This is a genomic window from Actinacidiphila paucisporea, from assembly GCF_900142575.1.
GTDB classification, from domain to species: domain Bacteria; phylum Actinomycetota; class Actinomycetes; order Streptomycetales; family Streptomycetaceae; genus Actinacidiphila; species Actinacidiphila paucisporea.
On record NZ_FRBI01000015.1, the window covers coordinates 89,030 to 106,131 of the forward strand.

A 17,102-nucleotide genomic window follows, 5' to 3' on the forward strand; every position below is an offset into this window, starting at 1 on the left:
GGCCGGACCGCCCGCGCCAGCCGCCTACCCGGCCGTCCCGGCACCACGCTGCGCGGCCCGCACGGGACGGCGGCCGCGGCGGCCGTCCCGGCCCGCACGGCACGGTCGCGCGGACGCCGCCCTCACAGCAGACCCGGCTGGACCGCGGCCGCGGCGGCGCGGATCAGTAAACTCGCCAGGGCCGTTCTGCTGCTGACGCCGAGCTTGGCGAAGACCCGGGACAGGTGCATCTCGACGGTCTTCTCGGCCAGGAAGAGCCGCTGGGCGATCTGGCGGTTGGTCAGCCCCTCGCTGACCAGGGAGGCCACCTGCTTCTCCCGCTGGGTCAGCGACGGCCGGCCCGCCTCCGCGGCGCCCGCGGGAGCGGCGGCGGGGCGGCAGTCCAGGTCCCTGCGGGCCGCGAGCGCGCGGCGGGCCATCGGCCGGGCGCCGTAGGCCGCGCACGCGGTCTGCACCTCCCGCAGGCACACCTCGGCCTCGTCGGTCCTGCCGCAGGCCGCGAGCAGGGTGCCGACGAGCATCCGGGCGCGGAGGGCGTCCATCACCGAGCCGGCGGACTCCAGCGCCTCCACGGCGGACGTTGCCGTTTCCAGCGCGCCGGCCGGTGCTCGGGCGGCCAGCGCCTGCGCCCGGCCGAGGAGCGCGAGGCCGGTGCGGCCGGGCAGGCCGAGCCGGCCGGCGGCGCGCGCGCCCAGGTCGGCCGCGCGGCGGGCCTCCGGCGCGCGGCCCGCGGCCAGTTCCGCCCGCACCACCAGTTCGCACCAGCTCACCCGGGACCACGGGTCGAAGGCCTCGAAGCCGGGGCCGCCGCCGGTGCGTGCGAGGGTCAGGCAGCCCTCGGCGTCGCCCGACTCCAGCCGGTGCTCGGCCTGCATGTAGCGCGACAGCGAGTCGAAGAGCCCCTCGGCCGGACCGGACCGCGGCTCGACCGGGCGCAGACCGGCGCCCGGCGGGGCCGTGGGGTCGCCGGTCCACAGGCCGGCCCACCGGTTCAGTACGCGCGCGGCGGCCCGCTCCTCGCCGCCGCCGGACGCCTGGGCGAGGTCGACGCCCTCCTCGGCGCAGCTCCTGGCCTCGTGCAGCCGGCCCAGCGAGTGCAGCAGCAGGGTGCGGGCGACGAAGACGTTCGGCAGCAGCGCGGCCTGCCCGCCGTACCGGGCGAAGGCCAGCGCGCGGTCGACGTGGCGCAGCGCCTCTGCGGGGCGCTCCAGCAGCAGTTCGCTCCAGCCGACCCAGGCCCCGGCGTCCTGGCGGCGGGTGAATTCCTCGTCCAGCATGCGGTCCAGCAGCTCCGCCGCCCGGTCCGCCTCGCGCGCCGCGGCCTTGCGGTCCGCGGCGAGGCAGGCGGCTGACGCGGCGATGCCGAGGGCCGTGGCCTGGAGGGGGGCCGCCGACGGGTGGCTGCGAACCGTCGCCAGAGCCCGGTAGGCCCACTCGCGGCTGGTCGTGCTCTCGCCCGCCGCGAACTCGCCCTGTGCCCTCTCCAGTTCGAGCGTGGCGCGCTCCACCCCGGGCGCGCCCCTGAGCGCCGCGATCTCGCGGTCGAGCAGCTCTCCTGCCTCCACCGGCCGGCCGAGCTGGCGGTCCAGCCGCGCGCACAGGGCGGCGGCCTCGGCTCGCGGGGCCGACGGCTCGCCGGGGAAGCCGGCCAGTGCCTCGTGCAGCACCTTCCGGCTGGCCTGGAGGTGGCCCGAGGCACCCAGCGCCGTGCCCAGCAGGACCATCAACTCCAGTCGGCGCGCGGTGTGCTCGCCTGCGGCCGGGATGAGGCGGAGGGCGGTGCGCAGCCACTGGGCCGCGGTGGCCGGCGCCTGGACGCGTACCGCGTGCGCGGCCTCGGCCAGCACCTCGGCGGCGTCGAGGTCGCCGACCGCGGCGGTGCACTGGACGTGGTAGGCGCGGGCGGCGGCCGGCAGGCCGGCGCGGCGCAAGGCCACCGCGGCGCGGGCGTGGGCGCCCAGCCGCCAGCCGGGGCTGGTGCTGTCGTAGACGACGCGGCGCACCAGGGCGTGCCGGAAGGAGAAGTCGAGCGGGCCCGCGGTGGGCCTGATGATGTCCTGGGCGGCCAGCTCGTCGATCGCCCCGAGGGCGACGGCCTCGTCGAGGGAGGCGATCTCGGCGGCGAGCGGCACGTCGAAGGACTCCCCGGCCACCGCGGCGGCCCTGGCCAGCAGGGCGCCGTGCGGGCTGAGCGCGTCGAGTTCCGCCAGCAGCGCGGCCTCCACCGCGGGCGGCAGCTCCCCGGCGTCGCCGGGCGTGAGGGACGGGTCGGCCGGCAGGCCCTGCGGCATGCACGCGTGCAGCGCCTTGAGGTAGAGCGGGTTGCCCCTGCTCTCCTGGTACAGCGCGCGGTGCCAGGGCGTGCTGGTGCGCTCGCCGAGCAGCGCGGCCATGTCCCGGTCGCTGAGCGGCCCGAGCTGGAGGCGCTCGTGGTCCCACGCGGTGCCGGCGAGCGCCGCGCGAAGCCGGACCGGGGTCTGCCGGTGGCGGTGGGCCAGGACCAGCAGGACGGGGGTGTCGATGGGCCGGCGCAGCAGTTGGGCGATGAGTTCCACGGACTCCTCGTCCGCCCGGTGCATGTCGTCGAGCGCCAGGACCAGCGCGGGGACGGCCAGCGCGTGCAGCGACTGGCGCACCGCCCGGTAGAAGCCGTGCAGTCCCAGCGGCAGCGGCGCCGGGTGGGTGCCCGCGGCCGGGGCGGCGGCCGGCACCAGGGGAGCGAGCGAGGGGAAGACCGAGCCGAGCGAGCGGAGCGTGTCATGGGTGGGCCGCGCGGCGCCGCCGGCCGCGAGGTCGGCGAGGCGGTCGTCGAGGGCGTCCACGAACGGGCCGAAGGGGATGCGGCGTTCGGGTTCCGGGGCGCGGCCGGTCAGCGCCGGGAGGCCGTGTGCGGCGGCTGCCTGCTCCAGCTCACCGAGTAATCGCGTCTTGCCGATGCCCGGTTCGCCGATGATCTCCAGGACCCGGCCGCGGCTGTCCTTCAGCCCGGCCAGCAGGAGTTCCAGCGTCCGTAACTCGCTGCGCCGTCCCACGAAGGGCTCGCCGGCGCCTGCGCGAGCGCCCGGCGTGTTCGTCGCGCAATCCCCTGGATGCCTGGTCAGCGGCTTCACAGTCAAGACCTTTCGAGTGCTTCTCATGGTCGCCCGCGGGACCGCGTCGAACCGAGCGTTTGCGCTGTTATTGGTCTGCACCTATGACGTAGGGGGATCGTTACACGAATCCGGCTCTTTGTCCCCGTAGTGGCGTGGCCGGCCGGTGTCAGCGTCCGCCCGCCGCTTCCCGCGCGGGCGCTCCGGGCCGCTCGGCGGCGGCCAAGGCGTCCTTGACCCGCTGCTCCCAGGCGGGTTTGGCGTAGACGGTGCCGCCGATGAACACCACGTCCAGCTGCGAGGACGAGAAGGTGGCGTACGCCTCGGCGCCGTCGCGCGCGGTGGGCTGGCCCTTGACGTTGAGGGAGGTGTTCATCAGTACGGGCACGCCGGTCAGCCGTTCGAAGCCGTCCAGGATCCGCCACAGTCCCGGCACCTCGTCGGCGTGCACGCTCTGCACGCGGGCACTGCCGTCGTCGTGGACCACGGCCGGGATCAGGTCCCTGCACTCGGGGCGTACGGGGACGGTGACCGTCATGTGGCGCAGCTGCGCGGCGGCGGGGACGTCGAACCACGCGTGCAGCGACTCGGACTTGACCGCCGGCGCCAGCGGGCGGAAACCTTCGCGGAATTTCACCGCCGCGTTGACCCGGTCGCGGGTCCCGCGCTCGCGCGGGTCGGCCAGGATGCTGCGGTTGCCCAGCGCCCGCGGTCCGAACTCCAGCCGCCCCTGGGCCCAGCCGAGGACGCAGCCCTCGGCGAGCAGCGCGGCGGCGGCCCCCTCGGCGACCACGGGCGCGGCCGGCGCGTGCCAGTACGGCGTCGCGGACGGCGGCGGGGTCTCGTCGACGTCCGGGCCGAGGAAGGTCATCGGCGGGCAGCGGACCGCCGCGGGGTCCGCGGCGAAGGCCAGGGCCGCGCCGACGGCGGTGCCCTCGTCGCCGGCGGCCGGCTGCACGTACACCTCCTCGACCAGCCCCGACGCGCACAGCCGGCCGACCGCCACGCAGTTGAGCGCGACGCCGCCGGCCAGCGCCACGCGCGCCACCCCGGTCTGCCGCACCCAGTGGCCGACGACGTGCAGGAAAGCCTCCTCGACGCGCTCCTGGACCGCCGCGGCGAAGTCCGTCTGCAGCGGGGTCGGCGGCCGGCCGGGCTCCTGCGCCGGGCAGCCGTAGTCCACCAGCCGCTGCCGCGAACCGGAGAAGGTCTCGCGGGCGCGGGGGTCGTGGTTCATGCCCAGCAGCGGGACCGAGAAGCGCCCGTCGGCCTCCAGGACGACGGCGTCGCGCAGCGCGGGGCGGAAGCGGGCGGGGTCGCCGGACGCGGCCAGGGCCATCACCTTGTACTCGTCGCTATTGGGCCAGAAGCCCAGGTGCAAGGTGGTGAGCCCGTAGAGCAGGCCGAGGCTGCTGCGGAAGTCCAGCGCGGCCAGCCGCCGCAGTTCGCCGTCCTTCCAGTGGTGGACGGTGACGGCGTGCAGCTCGCCCATCCCGTCCAGCACGACCACCAGCGCCTCGCCGAAGCCGGACGGGACGGCGGCGCTGAGCGCGTGCGCCCGGTGGTGGTTGACCGGCCGGACCTCCAACCGCCCGGCGGCGGCCGGGTGGTTCGCGTGCAGCAGCCGGGTCTGGTTGGCGGGGTCGTACACCGAGGAGTAGCGCAGCCGGGAGTAGGCGTCCGCCTGGGAGAAGGCCGCCATGCGCCCGTAGTCGAAGTTGTGGGCGACGACCTGCACGTCGGCCATGTCCAGTCCGGCGGAGCGCAGGCAGTAGTCGATGGCGTCGCGCGGGAAGCGGTGGTCGAACTTGGATCCGGAGAACCGTTCCTGCTGTACGGCGGCGACGAGGTTCCCGTCGACCAGCAGCGCGGCGGCGGAGTCCAGGCCCTGGAAGAGCCGACTCTCCGGCGTGCTCAGGCCGGGGAATTCGCGCGTCTTGCATTCCTGCGACCCGTCGAGGCCGCTGTAGCCCAGGACGACTCGGGGCGTGCCGGTGGCGGTCATGAGGACTCCTGCGAGGTGGCGGTGACGGCGGGCATGGCGGGCGTGGTGGGCGTGGCGGGCGCGGCCGCTGAGGGGGTGCCGGCGCGGGACGGGGACGGTGACCGGGACGGGGACGGTGACCGGCGCGGCCAGTACGCGCCGAAGGGAACGGCGGACCCGGGCGGGCCCTCCGGCAGGGCGGCGCCGATCGCGGCGGCCAGCAGCGGGGCGACCCCCGCAGCCGGGCGCGGATCGCCCCCCGCGTCACCCCGCCAGCCGGCGGCCACCGCCGCGACGAGGTCCTCCTTGTGGCTGAGGGAGACGGCGAAGGCGTCGAGGCCCAGGTCCGCCGCCGCGCGCGCCGCGCTCCCGCTGAGCGTCACGGCGGGCGCCCCCTCCGGGCGGCGCAGCACCGCGATGTCCCGGGGGACGACACCCTGGAACAGGCCGCGCCCGAGCACCTTGAGCAGCGCCTCCTTCGCGGCGAACCGGCCGGCCAGGTACTCGCGCCGCCGCCCGGGGCCGAGCGCCGAGGCCTCCGCCAGCTCGCCGGGCGCGTAGAGATGGGCGGTGAACCAGCCCCGGCCCATGACGCGGTCCAGCTCGCCGGTCCGCAGCAGGTCCACGCCGAGCCGCAGCCCCGGCGCGTGGGCCGGTACGCCGGACAGGGCCGGGGCGCTCATCGCGCGCCCCTTGCGCCGGCGCCCGCGGAGACGCCGGCCGTCGGCACGTACGGCTGCCCCGTCCCGGCCGGGGCCTGGCCGCCTCCCAGCAGGCCGCCCTTGACCAGGCCGTGGAAGACCGACAGGCGGTGCACCGCGCCGGTGCCCTCCATGTACTCGAAGGCGCGCACGTCCCGGTACGCCTTCTCCAGCCACGGGTGCTCGATCAGCGAGGCCGGGCCCAGCAGTTCGGCGGCCAGCAGCGTCGTCTCCTCCGCGAGGGCGGCCGCCCTGGACTTCACGGCGCCGATCCTCGGCACATCCACCACGCCGCGGTCGATCTCGCCCGCGACGGTGTGCACGAGCCGGCGCAGCGCCGCCGCGCGGTCGAGCACCCCGTCCAGGCGCGAGCGGGCCGCGGCGGGCATGGCGGGCCGCTGCGCCGCGGTGTAGTCGCACACCGCCTGGGTCACGCCGAGCGCCATGCCGGCGATGCCCGGCCGCCCGCGGTAGAGGACGTGCAGCGCGCCGTACAGGCCGCGCCGGCTCGGCGGGCGGTGCCGGCCGAGCACCTGCTCGGGCCGCACCCGCAGGCCCGTGAGCCGGATGTGGCTGATCCGCGCGCCGCGCAGGCCGACCATGGGCAGCAGTTCGGCCTTGAAGCCCGGCTGCGCGGTGTCGAGAAGGACCGCCTCGATGCCCCAGGGGCCCGGCGCGCGGCGGCAGAAGACCACGCCCGTCTGCGCTCTCGCGGCGGTGCCGACGTACCGCTTCTCGCCGTCGAGCACCAGCTCGCCGTCGCCGTCGCCCGGGGCCAGCGACGTCTCCAGCTCCATGGCGGCCGAGCCCTTGCGCGGCTCGGTGAGCCCGAAGAAGGTCCAGGTCGGGGCGGACGTGACGCGCTCGTAGTACGCGGCGCGCTGGGTGTCGTCCGCGAGGGCCTCCACGGCGAGCCCGGACAGCGAAGGCCCCGGGCAGGCCAGCAGCACGCCGGCGTCCCCGTAGGCCAGGCGCTCGGCGGTGACGGCCCAGCCGAGCGAGGAGGCACTGGCCTGTACCGGCTCGGCCGGGTGGGCGACGGTGTCGCGGTACTCGGGCGGCAGCGAGCCCTGCGCCTGGAAGCCGACGGCGGGCAGGTGCAGCAGCCCGGCGATGGCGTCGGGGTCGCGGTCGACCGCGGCCCCCGCCTCCCGCATCCCCTCGGACAGCTCGCGGCAGTGGCGGTCCAGGGCGCGCAGCGGCGGGTCGAGGTCGGTTCCGGCCAGCGGCGCCGCAGGGGGCGCGTAGGCCGTCGGGTACGTCACCGCGGGCGGCGCGGCGAGGCCGCCGGTGTCAGACATGTCATCCCTCCGAACCGGGGTGGGCGTAGACGTTCACGGCGATCTCGGCCGCGTGCAGCTCACCGCCGGGACCGTCGGCGAGGAAGCCGCTGGCCCCCAGCAGCCGAAGGAGCGTGCGTCCCGCCGCGACCAGCCGCAGGTGCGCGCGTCCGAGGGCGTCCCGGCCGGCCGGCGGGCCGCCCGCCCGCTCTTCCAGCAGGACCAGGGCCGCGTCGGCCAGGCCGGCCTGAACAAGCTGGCGCGACAGCAGGTCCGCGCCGCCCGACGTCCTGGCGCCCAGGTGGTCCAGGGCGTGCCGCACGGTGTGTTCGACCAGGTCGCAGTGCAGTGCGAGGAGGCCGGCGCCGAAGGCCTCGCGGGCCGGCGCGGGCACCGCCAGCTCCTCGGGTGTCGCGGGCCGGCAGGCGAGCCCGAAGCGGCCGGGCGACGACCCGTCGCGGTCCGCCGCGGCCAGCAGCACCAGCCCGTCCGGCGAGGGCACCCGGCGGCCCGGCGGACCGCCGGCGTCCTCCCGCAGGACGTCCGCGTGCAGCGCGTCGAGCCGCCGCGGGAAGCCGAAGGGTGTGGCAGGCCCGCTCGGGGCGGGGCCTCCCGGCGGACCGGGTCGCGCGGATACGGCGGTGGGGCTCATCGGTGTGCGCTCCTCGCTGGCAGTCGGGCGGCGTTCGGGGCGGCGCCCCGGTGGTGCAGGGCCAGGACGCTGCTGCGGCCGGTCCTAGGGTCGGTGTCGCACAGCACGAGGGCCTGGTGACGCGCGGCCCAGTCCCGGTGGTGCCGGGCCAGGTCGAGCCAGACGCCGGTGCAGTACGAGCCGGGGCCGGCCCGGTGGCAGGGCAGTCCGGCGGCCGCCAGCTCCGCCGCGTCCGCCCCCGGGCCGGCCACCACCAGCACGTCCTGCTCCGGCACGCCGTCCGCCGCCAGGGCGAGGGCGCTGGCGAGCCGGCCCTCCGGCACGGCGGCAGGCGGCGAGACCGGCTCGTAGCCGCCGTCCTGGCCGAAGAACAGCAGCGCCCCGGAGTCCGCCAACCGCCCCTGTGCCAGCAGCGGTTCGGCGTAGGGCAGCGTCGTCTGCTCCAGCACGAGCAGCGCGAGCCGCGCGCAGCGGCCGGACCGGGCGTAGGCCCGTGCCAGCCGCAGCGCGGTGTACGGCGCGCGCAGCCCCTGCTCGGAGACCGCGAAGCTGCGCGCCCCGCCGCCCAGCAGCCGGTTGACGTCCGCGCTGACAGTGGTGAGGGGGTGGTAGTCCGGCAGCGCGTAGGCCAGCACCAGCAGGTCGGGTCCCTGCGGCCACGGCAGCCCCGACCGGCGTGCCGCGCCGACCAGGCGGTGTGCGAGGTCGGTGAAGGACACGCCGGTCCCGGTGCGGACCAGGTCCTCGCGCAGCGGCAGCCCGTGGGGGGCGATCAGGTCCTGGTGGTAGTCCAGCAGTTCCTGGTCGTATCCGTACGGGTTGCGGTGGTCGGCCACCAGCCAGACGGCCGACTCCAGCGCGAGCGCGGCGGGGAGCGCGGGCACGGTCAGCTTGCCCCGTCAAGGCTGCGCTCGACGAAGTCCGCGAGCGAGCCGACGGTGCGGAAGTCGTCCATGTCGAGGTTCTCCGGGTCGATCTCCAGGCCGACGGTGTCCTCGAGCACCATCAGCAGTTCCAGCACGGAGGTGGAGTCCAGGTGCAGGTCGTCGAAGAGCCTGAGGTCCTCGCGCAGCCCGGTCACCTCGTGCTTGAGCACTTCGGTGAGGCACTTCTCGATGACGACGATGGTCTCGGAACGTTCCACGGGTGCACTCCTTGTGCGGCGAGACGGAGGTTGCGGAGGTCGGTGCGGTGGGATTCGCGGTGGTCGTAAGGGCGGGCCCGCGTCAGACGTCGACGAGGATCTGCCGGTCGAGCAGGTCCTCGACGGTGTCGCGACGGCGCACCAGGTGCGCGTGGCCGTCCAGGACGAGCACCTCGGCCGGGTGGCCGTGGCTGAGGAAGAGCACCGGGGACGCGCTCGGCCCGTAGGCGCCCGAGCGCTCCACGCCCAGCAGGTCGCCGGGCTCCACGTCCGGCAGTTCCACCTGCTTGCCGATGACGTCGTTGGGTGTGCACAGCGGCCCCGTGAGGGTGTACGGGCGGCGGCCGGGCTCCTGGGGGCGGGTCAGCGAGCGGATCGGGAAGTTGCGCTTGACGAAGCTGCCGATGCCCACGGCGGCCATGTGGTGGTTGGTGCCGCCGTCGGCGACGACGAACCACTCGCCGCGCGACTGCTTCACGTAGCGGGCGCGAACGACGTACAGGCCGCACCAGCCGGCGAGGTAGCGGCCCAGCTCGGTGATCACGCGGCAGCCGGGGTGCTCGTCGAGGAACGCGGCGACCTCGGTGTTGACCCCGTGGGCGGCCGCCGCGACGTCGAGGTCCTTCTCGTTGTCGAAGTAGGCCACTCCGAGACCGCCTCCGATGTCCACGGTGTGCAGGGGGAAGCCCAGCTCGGCGGAGAGCCGCCCGGCCAGTGCGAGGATGCCGCGCGTGTTGGCGGCGACGGCTTCGGCGTCCAGGATGCGGGTGCCCATGTAGGCGTGGACGCCCTCGACCCGGACCCGCGACAGCGAGCGCAGCAGCGGCCCCGCGCCGTCCAGGATCTCCTCGTCGATGCCGAACTGCCGGGGCTTGCCGCCCATCGACAGCCGCGAGCCCTTGTTGCTGAAGAGCGGGTTGACGCGCAGCAGCACCCGCACCCCCTCGGGCGGGGCCAGCGCGTCCAGGGCGGTCAGCTCTTCGAGCGACTCGCACACCACCGCGTGCACACCGGCGTCCAGGCAGGCCCGCAGCTCCTCGGCGGACTTGCCGGGACCGAGGAAGATGACGTCCTGCGGCGCGGCGCCGGCCCGCAGGGCGGTCACGAGTTCCGCGAGCGAGGAGACCTCGATGCCGGCGCCCTCGGCGCGCAGCACCGCGCACACGCTCACGTTGGGGTTGGCCTTGGCCGAGTAGAAGACGTCGATCCGCGGGTCGAGCAGGCCCCGCAGCTCCCGGTAGGTGCCGCGCAGCCGGTCGCCGTCGTAGAGGTACATCGGGGTGCCGAACTGCTCGGCCAGCGCGCTGACCGGTATGCCCTGGACGGTGTGCTCGGACGGGTGCTGCTCGGTCACGACGGTTCTCCTCGGGAGGCGATACGGGAAAGGGCGTCCTCGGCCGCGGCGTCCGCGGCTGCCAGCAGGTCCCGGTCCGGGGCGAAGAGCACCGCGTACAGCCGCCCGGTGAACGGCGCCCCGGCGCTGTCGCCGGCGAGCGCGTTGAGCGTCCCGAAGCAGGTGATGACCAGCCGCGCGCCGCCGAACGCCGGGTCGCCGCCCGGGTCGGCCAGCGGGCCGAGCGCGTCGAGCACCCGGTCCAGGGGGCAGGGGGCGTCCAGGGTGAGGGCGTAGTGCCGGGCGAGCGCGACATGGCCCGGGTGCAGGGCCCGTTCCGTGACGCCACCCTGATAGGTCGACATGTTGAGCCGGGCGTTGATCTCCAGCATCGGGTAGAGGACGCCGTCGGCGCCGAGCACGGCGTCCACCCCCGCGATGCCGGCGAAGCCGTCGGCGTACAGCGCCTTGCCGATGGCCGCCGCCGCCTCGCGCAGCTCCGCCACCTGGCCCTCGCCCAGCTGCGAGGGCATCAGGTGGCCGCGGTGCACCCCGTTCTCGGTGAGCGCCTCCTTGACGAAGTCGAACTCCACCCGGCCGTCGCGGTCGATGGTGAGCTGGTAGTTGAGGTCGCAGCGCTTGGGCAGCCACTCCTCGACGACCACCTCCAAGCGGTGGCCGCCGGTGCGCTCCGCCCGCCGGCCGACCATGCGCAGCAGCCGCTCGGCCTTCTCCTGGCTCTCCAGGACGACCAGTCCCTTGCCGGAGACGCCGTAGGCGTCCTTCACCACCACCGGCCGGCCCCCGGCCATGGCCGGGTAGCGGCTGCGCAGGGCGTCGGCGAGCTGGCCGACCTGCTCGCAAGTGTCGCCGGGCACCTCCCGCAGCCCCGCCTCGGCGGCGAGCCTGCGGCCGTAGATCTTGCTGTTCACCCGCTCGAAGGTGGCCGAGTCGGGAACCGCCAGCCGCAATCCTGTGACCTCGGCGACCCGCTGCTCCAGCGGCGAGGTCCCCATCGGCATCAACCAGGCGCCCTCGGCGGCCAGCCGGGTCAACTCGGCCAGCGCATGAGGGGAGTCCAGCACGGCCTGCGCGGTCGACGCGCTGCCCGCGGCCCGCTCCGGCACCAGGACCTCCGGCAGCGCCGCGCCCGCGGTCCGGGCGTGCGCCCGGAAGTCCTCGTCCAGCGGCGCGGACAGCAGCAGGACGTCGCGCGGTCCCGCGAGGGTCGCGCCCAGCTCCTCCATCCGCCGCACCAGCGCCGCGGACACCGGGAATTTGGGCGCGGGCAGGCCCGTGTGGCCGACCGCCCACTGCTCCTCGGCCTCGAAATTGCACAGGAACACCAGCCGCGCGTCGGCGTCCCCGGTGCACGCGGCCTTGAGCCGGCGCAGATAGCGGCCGTCTTCGCGGGCCGCGCTTGATGAGCCTTCCACGTGGTCTCCTAACCTCCGAGGTGCTCGATCACCATGGCCGCGTACGTCGCGCCCAGGCCGACGGCGGCGAACAGGTAGTGACCGCCCTCGACCAGGCCCTGCCGCTCGCGCAGCGCCACGAGATTGAGGAACGGGTCGCTGCAGAAGCAGTGGCCGTAGCGGGCCACGCCGTCCAGGTGGATCCGCTCAGGGCCGATGCCCAGCTCCTTGGCCACCCGCAGCCAGGAGGAGCGGTTGACGTTGTGCGGCACGATCGTGACGACGTCGGACAGCCGCAGGTCCGCCTGGTCGAGGGCCTCGTGGACCACCGCGGCGAGACCGGCGGCGTAGCTGTCGCCGAAGTCCTGGGCGGCCTGCGTCGTCATCCGGATGCCCTCGCGGAACCGGCCGTCGGTACGCACCGCGTAGCCGCGTACGGTGCTGCCTCGCGGGGTGAGGCCCACCAGGCAGGCGGCCGACGCCTCGCCCATGATCGTGGTGTTGGCGATGAGCCGGGCGAGCTTGGAGAAGGGCTTCTCCCCGGTGACGACCAGCGCCTTGGCCCGCGGGTCGCCGTCGGCCCGCAGCAGCTCGCCCGCCGCGTCCACCGCGGCCAGGCTGCTCGCGCAGTTCTGCTGGGTGAGCGCGAAGCACTCGGCATCGGCCAGGCCCAGCAGGCGGCCGAGGTCGGCGGCCGCGTCGACGTGCGCGGGGGTGACCTCCTGGATGGTGTGCGCGTAGAGCAGGTAGCGCACCACCGACGGGTCCGGCAGCGCGGCCAGCACCCGGCGCGCCGGCTCCAGCACCAGGTCGTACAGGCCCAGGCCGGGATCCTCGTGCAGGACGTCGAGCCCGTGGACGCGGTGCATCAGCCGCGCCTGATGGCGGCTCAGCCCCAGGTCCACCGCGACCTGCTGGACGTCGACGGACCTGGCGGGCAGGTACGCCTCGACGCGCTCCAGCACGGTGGGTCGCATGGTCATGGGCTCCTGCCTCGGCGGGCTGCGGTTCGGCACTGCGGGCGCCGGACACGATGGGGGGAGGGGACGCGGTGCGGGGCGGAGCAGGGCGGAGCTGCGGGGCGAGACGAGGCTAGGCACCTGCGGCGGGCCGGAGCATGCGGGAAATCCCTGGGTTTCCCGGCACCGCCGGGCGGCCGCTGAAACCAGGGATTTCCCGGCTGGGCGGCCTCCGGGCCGCTCGGTACGGTCGATCACGCCCCGAGCCCGTCCGCCGGGGCCGGCAACCCGCCGCCCTGCCGGACCGCAAGGAGCCGACGTGGACCGCACCGCCGTGGAACGCACCGCCAGGGAAGGGGACGCAGCGGACCGGGGCGCCGCAACGCCGGCCGCCGCGGAAGGCACCGGAGCGGATCGGGACACGCGCGCCGCAACGCCGACCGCCGCGGAAGGCACCGCAGTGGATCGGGACGCAGCCCCGCCGGCCGCCGCCGGAGGCACCGGAGCGGATGCGGACGCGGGGGATCACGGCGCCGCCTCACCGGCCGACGCCGTGGACACGCGGACGGTGGCCTTCGGCGGCGGGCGCTCGCGCAGCGGTCCGCTCACCTTCGGCCAGAGCAACGTCCTGCGCTGGATACGCAAGCCCGCCGACCGGGGGTCGGCCACCGTCCCGGCCTTCTTCGACATCCCCGCGGGCACCTCGCTCACGGCTGTCACCGAGGCGCTGGCGACCCTGATCACCCGGCACGAGTCGCTGCGCACCACCTACGTCGACCCTCCCGGCGGGGAGCCGTCGCAGACCGTCGCGGCCGCCGGCACGCTTGAGGTCTCCGTCCACGAGTTCGGCTCCTCGGGCCGCGACCCGCGCTCGGTGCTGGAACGCCTGCTGGCCGGCGGCGACGGCGACCTGGTGCGCGAGCTGCCGGTGCGGGCCGCGGTGGCCACCCGCGCGGGGGAGCCCTTCCTGCTGGTCCTGGTGATCTCGCACATGGCCGTGGACGTCGGCTCGGTGGGCCTGCTCGGCGAGCAGTTCGCCGCGCTGCTCGCCGACCCGGCGTCCGTGCCCCCCGGCCCCGAGCCGCTCCAGCCGCTTGACCTGGCCGCCGCGGAGCGCACACCGGCCGGGCGCCGGCGGGCCCGGGCGGCGCTGCGGTACTGGGAGGCGACCCTCGCCGCCGCTCCCCAGGCGATGTTCGCCGTCCCCACCGACCCCTCGCCGCCCGGCCGCCGGCGCCGCACCACCTTCCGCTCCCGCGCGGCGGCGCTGGCGATCAGCCATGTCGTGGCGCGGACCGGTATCGGCCCCTCCACGGTGGTGCTCGCGGCCTTCGCGGTGTGCACCGCGCTGCGCACCGGCAACGACAAATGCGTGGTCACCTCGGTCGCCGGCAACCGCATCCGCGGCGCGACCCGCGGCTACGTCGGGAACCTGGCGCAGGACGCGCTGCTGTCGGTCGACGTCAGGGCCGAGAACTTCGACACGGTGGTCAAGCGGGCCGGCACGGCGGCCTTCAACGCCTACCGCTACAGCCAGTTCGACGCCGACGAGCTGTGGCGGGTGATCGACGGCGTGGGCAGGGCGCGCGGTACGGCCTTCCACCGGGACGTGGTCTACAACGACTTCTCGACGCTCGACACCGCGGCCGCCGCCGTCTCCGCCCCGCCGCCCGGCTCCCTGGTGGAGATGCACGCGGCCCTCGCCGAGACCCGCCTGACCTCCCTTCCCGACGAGTCCTACCCGGTGGCCGCCTACCTGAGCGTCCGCCAGGTCGCGGGGGAGCTGGTCCTCGCGCTGTGGGCGGACCCCGCTGTCCTGCCGCGCCGCGACGTGGACAGCCTGCTCAGGGGGGTGGAGCGGCTGCTCGTCGCGGCGGCCGCGGAAGACCTGAAGCTGGCGGACGCGCCCGCGGCCACCGGCCTGAGCGCCCCGCGACGCGGCCCGCAGTGGGTGCGAATCGACGGCTGCTGGGTGGAGCGCGGCGCGACGGCCGAGGTTTTGGCCGCGGCCGCCGCGGCGGCGGGTGCCGGACCGGTGGCGGTCATCGCCTCGCCCGCGGCGGAGCCCGGCGACACGGCGCAGGGCGGAACGGACCGGCTGCTGACCGGCTACGCCGCGTGGACCGGCGGACCGCAGGCCGCCCCCGCGCCCGAGGACCTGCACGAGGCCTTCCTCGCGGAACTCACCGGACGCTACGCGGCCATGGCCCCGGGATCGTACGTGGTCTGCGCCGGCCGGCCGGACGAGCCGGACGACGAGGCGTCCTGGCGGACGCTGCCGGTGCTGGCGCGCGGCACCGGCAGGGCCTCGGCGGAGCCTGGGGAGCCGGCGCGCTGAGCCCACCGGCGACACCCCGCCGGCCGTACGGACCCGCGTGTACGGCCGTGTGTACGGACCCGCGTGTACGGACCCTTCGAACGCCCCAGGACCGAGGAGTGGACGTGGCGATCATCATGGCGGAGGGCCTCGCGCGGACCTTCCGCACCCGGGGCCGCACGGTCGAGGCGGTCAGCGGGGTGGACCTGGAGGTCGGCGCCGGCGAGATCGTCGGCTTCCTGGGCACCAACGGCGCGGGCAAGACGACCACCCTGCGGATGCTGGCGACGCTGCTGCGGCCCACGTCGGGCCGGGCGACCGTGGCCGGCGCCGACCTGCGCCGGGACCCCGCGGGGGTGCGCCGGCGGATCGGCTACGTCGGGCAGGGCGGCGGCGCCCATCCCGACGCGCTGGTCGGCGAGGAACTGCTGCTCCAGGGCGAGTTGTACCGGATGACCCGGGCAGCCGCACGGGAGCGGGCCGCGGCCGTGGCCGGGCGGCTCGGCCTGGCCGACCTGCTCGACCGGCAGGTGCAGACGCTCTCCGGTGGCCAGCGCCGCCGGCTGGACATCGGGCTGGGGCTGGTGCACTCCCCGCCGCTGGTCTTCCTCGACGAGCCGTCGACCGGCCTCGACCCGCACAGCCGCCGTGAACTGTGGGACCACACGCGGCGGTTGCGCGACGAGTGGGGCACCACCGTCTTCCTGACGACCCACTACCTGGAGGAGGCGGACGCCTTGTGCGACCGCGTGCTGGTGATGGACCGGGGCCGCATCGTGATCGAGGGCACCCCGGAGGAACTCAAGCGCAAGGTGGCAGGTGACGTGATCAGCGTGGAGGTCGCGGACGACCCGGCCCCCGCCGAGGCGGTGCTGCGGGCCCGGCCCGAGGTGCTGGCACTGACCGCCGACGGCAGCACCCTGCGGCTCACGGTGGCGCGCGGCGAGCAGGCGCTGTTCGGGCTGGTCCAGGCGCTCGGCGGGGCGGGTGTGCGGCTGGAGTCCATCCAGCTGACGCGGCCGAGCCTGGACGAGGTCTTCCTGGCAGCCACCGGACACCCCCTGCACGCCGACCTGCCGATCCCGATCCCGCCCGCGCCCGCCACCGGTCTCGCCGGTCCCGCTTCCGCCGGTCCGGCCGATCCCACCGGCCTTGCCGATCCCGCCGGTCCCACCGGTCCCACCGGTCCTGCCGGTCCTGCCGGTCCTGCCCACGAAGGAGCCCTGGGTGCCCGTCGCGCGTGACACCTCGCTCATCTTCCGCCGGCAGGTGCGGCAGGACGCCCGCAACCCCGTCTGGCTGATCATCGGGCTGTCGCAGCCGATCCTCTACCTGGCTTTCTTCGGTCCGATGCTGTCCCGGGTCCTGCGGGCCGACGAGGGCACGGCCGGCAGCGCCTGGCAGGTGTACGTGCCCGGCCTGCTGGTCCAACTCGCCCTGTTCGGCGCCGCCTTCGTCGGCTTCACGGTGATCGCCGACTGGCGCACCGGGTCGATGGAGCGGATGCGGGTCACGCCGGTCAGCCGGTTCGCGCTGCTGATGGGCCGCGTCCTGCACGACGTGGCGGTGCTGCTGGCGCAGAGCGTGGTGCTCATCCTGGCCGCGGTCGTCTTCGGCCTGCGCGCGCCCCTGGCGGGCATCGCGCTGAGCCTGCTCTTCGTCGCGCTGCTCACCTGCAGCCTCTCCTCGCTCTCCTACGGGCTGGGGCTGGTGGTCAAGCGCGAGACGGCCTTCTCGCCCATGCTCAACATCGCCACCGTGCTGCTGCTCCTGCTGTCGGGCATCCTGCTGCCCATGTCCCTGGCGCCGGGCTGGCTCGACGACGTCTCCCGCCTCACCCCGCTGCGCTACCTCGTGGACGCCATCCGGGACGCGTTCGTGGGCCACTTCGCCACGGCCACCGTCGCCGAGGGTCTCGCGGTCGGCGTCGGCCTCGCCGCCCTCTCGCTGGCGGCGGGCACGTACGTCTTCTGCCGGGAGAACGTCTGACCACCGCCGGCCCGTCGCCTGCCCCCACGCGACGCCCACCGCGGACCTCCACGGTCTCGGGGCCGGTACGGCAAGTCGCCGTGCGGGAGCTTCCCCTCCCCGCCTGCCGGCGCGGGCACGGCGCTTTCCCTGCCGCCCATGGTCGGCGAACGCCGCCATGACGAGCCGGCTTTCGGCGGGGGCGGCGAGTGCCCCCGCCGAGCCGGTTCCCCACCCGGGCCGGACGGGGAACGGGTGGC

13 protein-coding genes are annotated in these 17,102 nt (G+C 75.6%); 3 read left to right on the forward strand and 10 right to left on the reverse strand.

Going from position 1 to position 17,102, the window contains the following annotated elements; translation table 11 throughout:
* Positions 1-122: 122 nt before the first annotated feature.
* The 10 genes from BUE44_RS22105 to BUE44_RS22150 all read right to left on the reverse strand — a co-directional run bounded on the left by BUE44_RS22105 (position 123) and on the right by BUE44_RS22150 (position 12,581).
* Positions 123-3,032, reverse strand: coding sequence for a helix-turn-helix transcriptional regulator (locus BUE44_RS22105; RefSeq protein ID WP_073500719.1), 2,910 nt, complete (start codon positions 3,030-3,032; stop codon positions 123-125).
* Between the two features lie 226 nt (positions 3,033-3,258).
* Entirely contained in the window at positions 3,259-5,094 is a 1,836-nt protein-coding gene (locus tag BUE44_RS22110; RefSeq protein WP_073500720.1) for a carbamoyltransferase family protein, read from the reverse strand.
* Positions 5,091-5,756 carry a holo-ACP synthase gene (locus BUE44_RS39310; RefSeq protein WP_073500721.1) on the reverse strand — a complete coding sequence of 222 codons (666 nt, stop codon included), beginning with the start codon at positions 5,754-5,756 and terminating at the stop codon, positions 5,091-5,093. Before BUE44_RS39310 ends, BUE44_RS22110 begins: the two co-directional genes overlap by 4 nt.
* Positions 5,753-7,075, reverse strand: coding sequence for an acyl-CoA dehydrogenase family protein (locus BUE44_RS22120; RefSeq protein WP_073500722.1), 1,323 nt, complete (start codon positions 7,073-7,075; stop codon positions 5,753-5,755). The genes BUE44_RS39310 and BUE44_RS22120 overlap by 4 nt, the downstream gene beginning before the upstream one ends.
* A gap of 1 nt (position 7,076) precedes the next feature.
* Positions 7,077-7,706, reverse strand: coding sequence for a hypothetical protein (locus BUE44_RS22125; protein ID WP_073500723.1), 630 nt, complete (start codon positions 7,704-7,706; stop codon positions 7,077-7,079).
* The gene (locus BUE44_RS22130) at positions 7,703-8,590 is read right to left on the reverse strand and encodes a hypothetical protein (RefSeq protein ID WP_079189955.1); all 888 of its coding nucleotides are present in this window, start codon (positions 8,588-8,590) and stop codon (positions 7,703-7,705) included. The genes BUE44_RS22125 and BUE44_RS22130 overlap by 4 nt, the downstream gene beginning before the upstream one ends.
* Positions 8,591-8,592: 2 nt before the next feature.
* Positions 8,593-8,850 carry a phosphopantetheine-binding protein gene (locus tag BUE44_RS22135; RefSeq protein WP_073500725.1) on the reverse strand — a complete coding sequence of 86 codons (258 nt, stop codon included), beginning with the start codon at positions 8,848-8,850 and terminating at the stop codon, positions 8,593-8,595.
* Positions 8,851-8,932: 82 nt separating this feature from the next.
* A complete protein-coding gene (locus BUE44_RS22140; RefSeq protein WP_079189971.1) occupies positions 8,933-10,126 on the reverse strand; it encodes a type III PLP-dependent enzyme in 1,194 nt (397 codons plus the stop codon).
* A gap of 74 nt (positions 10,127-10,200) precedes the next feature.
* Positions 10,201-11,619, reverse strand: a complete 1,419-nt coding sequence (locus tag BUE44_RS22145) for a preATP grasp domain-containing protein (RefSeq protein ID WP_073500727.1) — start codon at positions 11,617-11,619, stop codon at positions 10,201-10,203.
* A gap of 8 nt (positions 11,620-11,627) precedes the next feature.
* Entirely contained in the window at positions 11,628-12,581 is a 954-nt protein-coding gene (locus BUE44_RS22150; protein WP_200804483.1) for a 3-oxoacyl-[acyl-carrier-protein] synthase III C-terminal domain-containing protein, read from the reverse strand.
* A gap of 436 nt (positions 12,582-13,017) precedes the next feature.
* On the opposite strand from BUE44_RS22150, the gene BUE44_RS22155 reads away from it, so the two are divergent.
* The 3 genes from BUE44_RS22155 to BUE44_RS22165 all read left to right on the forward strand — a co-directional run bounded on the left by BUE44_RS22155 (position 13,018) and on the right by BUE44_RS22165 (position 16,863).
* Complete coding sequence (locus tag BUE44_RS22155; RefSeq protein WP_159450275.1) at positions 13,018-14,895, forward strand: condensation domain-containing protein; 1,878 nt, start codon at positions 13,018-13,020, stop codon at positions 14,893-14,895.
* A 104-nt stretch (positions 14,896-14,999) separates the two neighbouring features.
* Positions 15,000-16,118, forward strand: coding sequence for an ATP-binding cassette domain-containing protein (locus tag BUE44_RS39315; protein WP_265737167.1), 1,119 nt, complete (start codon positions 15,000-15,002; stop codon positions 16,116-16,118).
* Complete coding sequence (locus BUE44_RS22165; protein ID WP_073500730.1) at positions 16,102-16,863, forward strand: ABC transporter permease; 762 nt, start codon at positions 16,102-16,104, stop codon at positions 16,861-16,863. The genes BUE44_RS39315 and BUE44_RS22165 overlap by 17 nt, the downstream gene beginning before the upstream one ends.
* Positions 16,864-17,102 lie beyond the last annotated feature (239 nt).

What these genes read in the sequence shown, in the direction of transcription:
- BUE44_RS22110 (WP_073500720.1), bottom strand. Translation starts at nt 5,094, where the DNA reads ATGACCGCCACCGGCACGCCCCGAGTCGTCCTGGGCTACAGCGGCCTC.
- BUE44_RS39310 (WP_073500721.1), bottom strand. Translation starts at nt 5,756, where the DNA reads ATGAGCGCCCCGGCCCTGTCCGGCGTACCGGCCCACGCGCCGGGGCTG.
- BUE44_RS22120 (WP_073500722.1), bottom strand. Translation starts at nt 7,075, where the DNA reads ATGTCTGACACCGGCGGCCTCGCCGCGCCGCCCGCGGTGACGTACCCG.
- BUE44_RS22125 (WP_073500723.1), bottom strand. Translation starts at nt 7,706, where the DNA reads ATGAGCCCCACCGCCGTATCCGCGCGACCCGGTCCGCCGGGAGGCCCC.
- BUE44_RS22140 (WP_079189971.1), bottom strand. Translation starts at nt 10,126, where the DNA reads ATGTACCTCTACGACGGCGACCGGCTGCGCGGCACCTACCGGGAGCTG.
- BUE44_RS22150 (WP_200804483.1), bottom strand. Translation starts at nt 12,581, where the DNA reads ATGACCATGCGACCCACCGTGCTGGAGCGCGTCGAGGCGTACCTGCCC.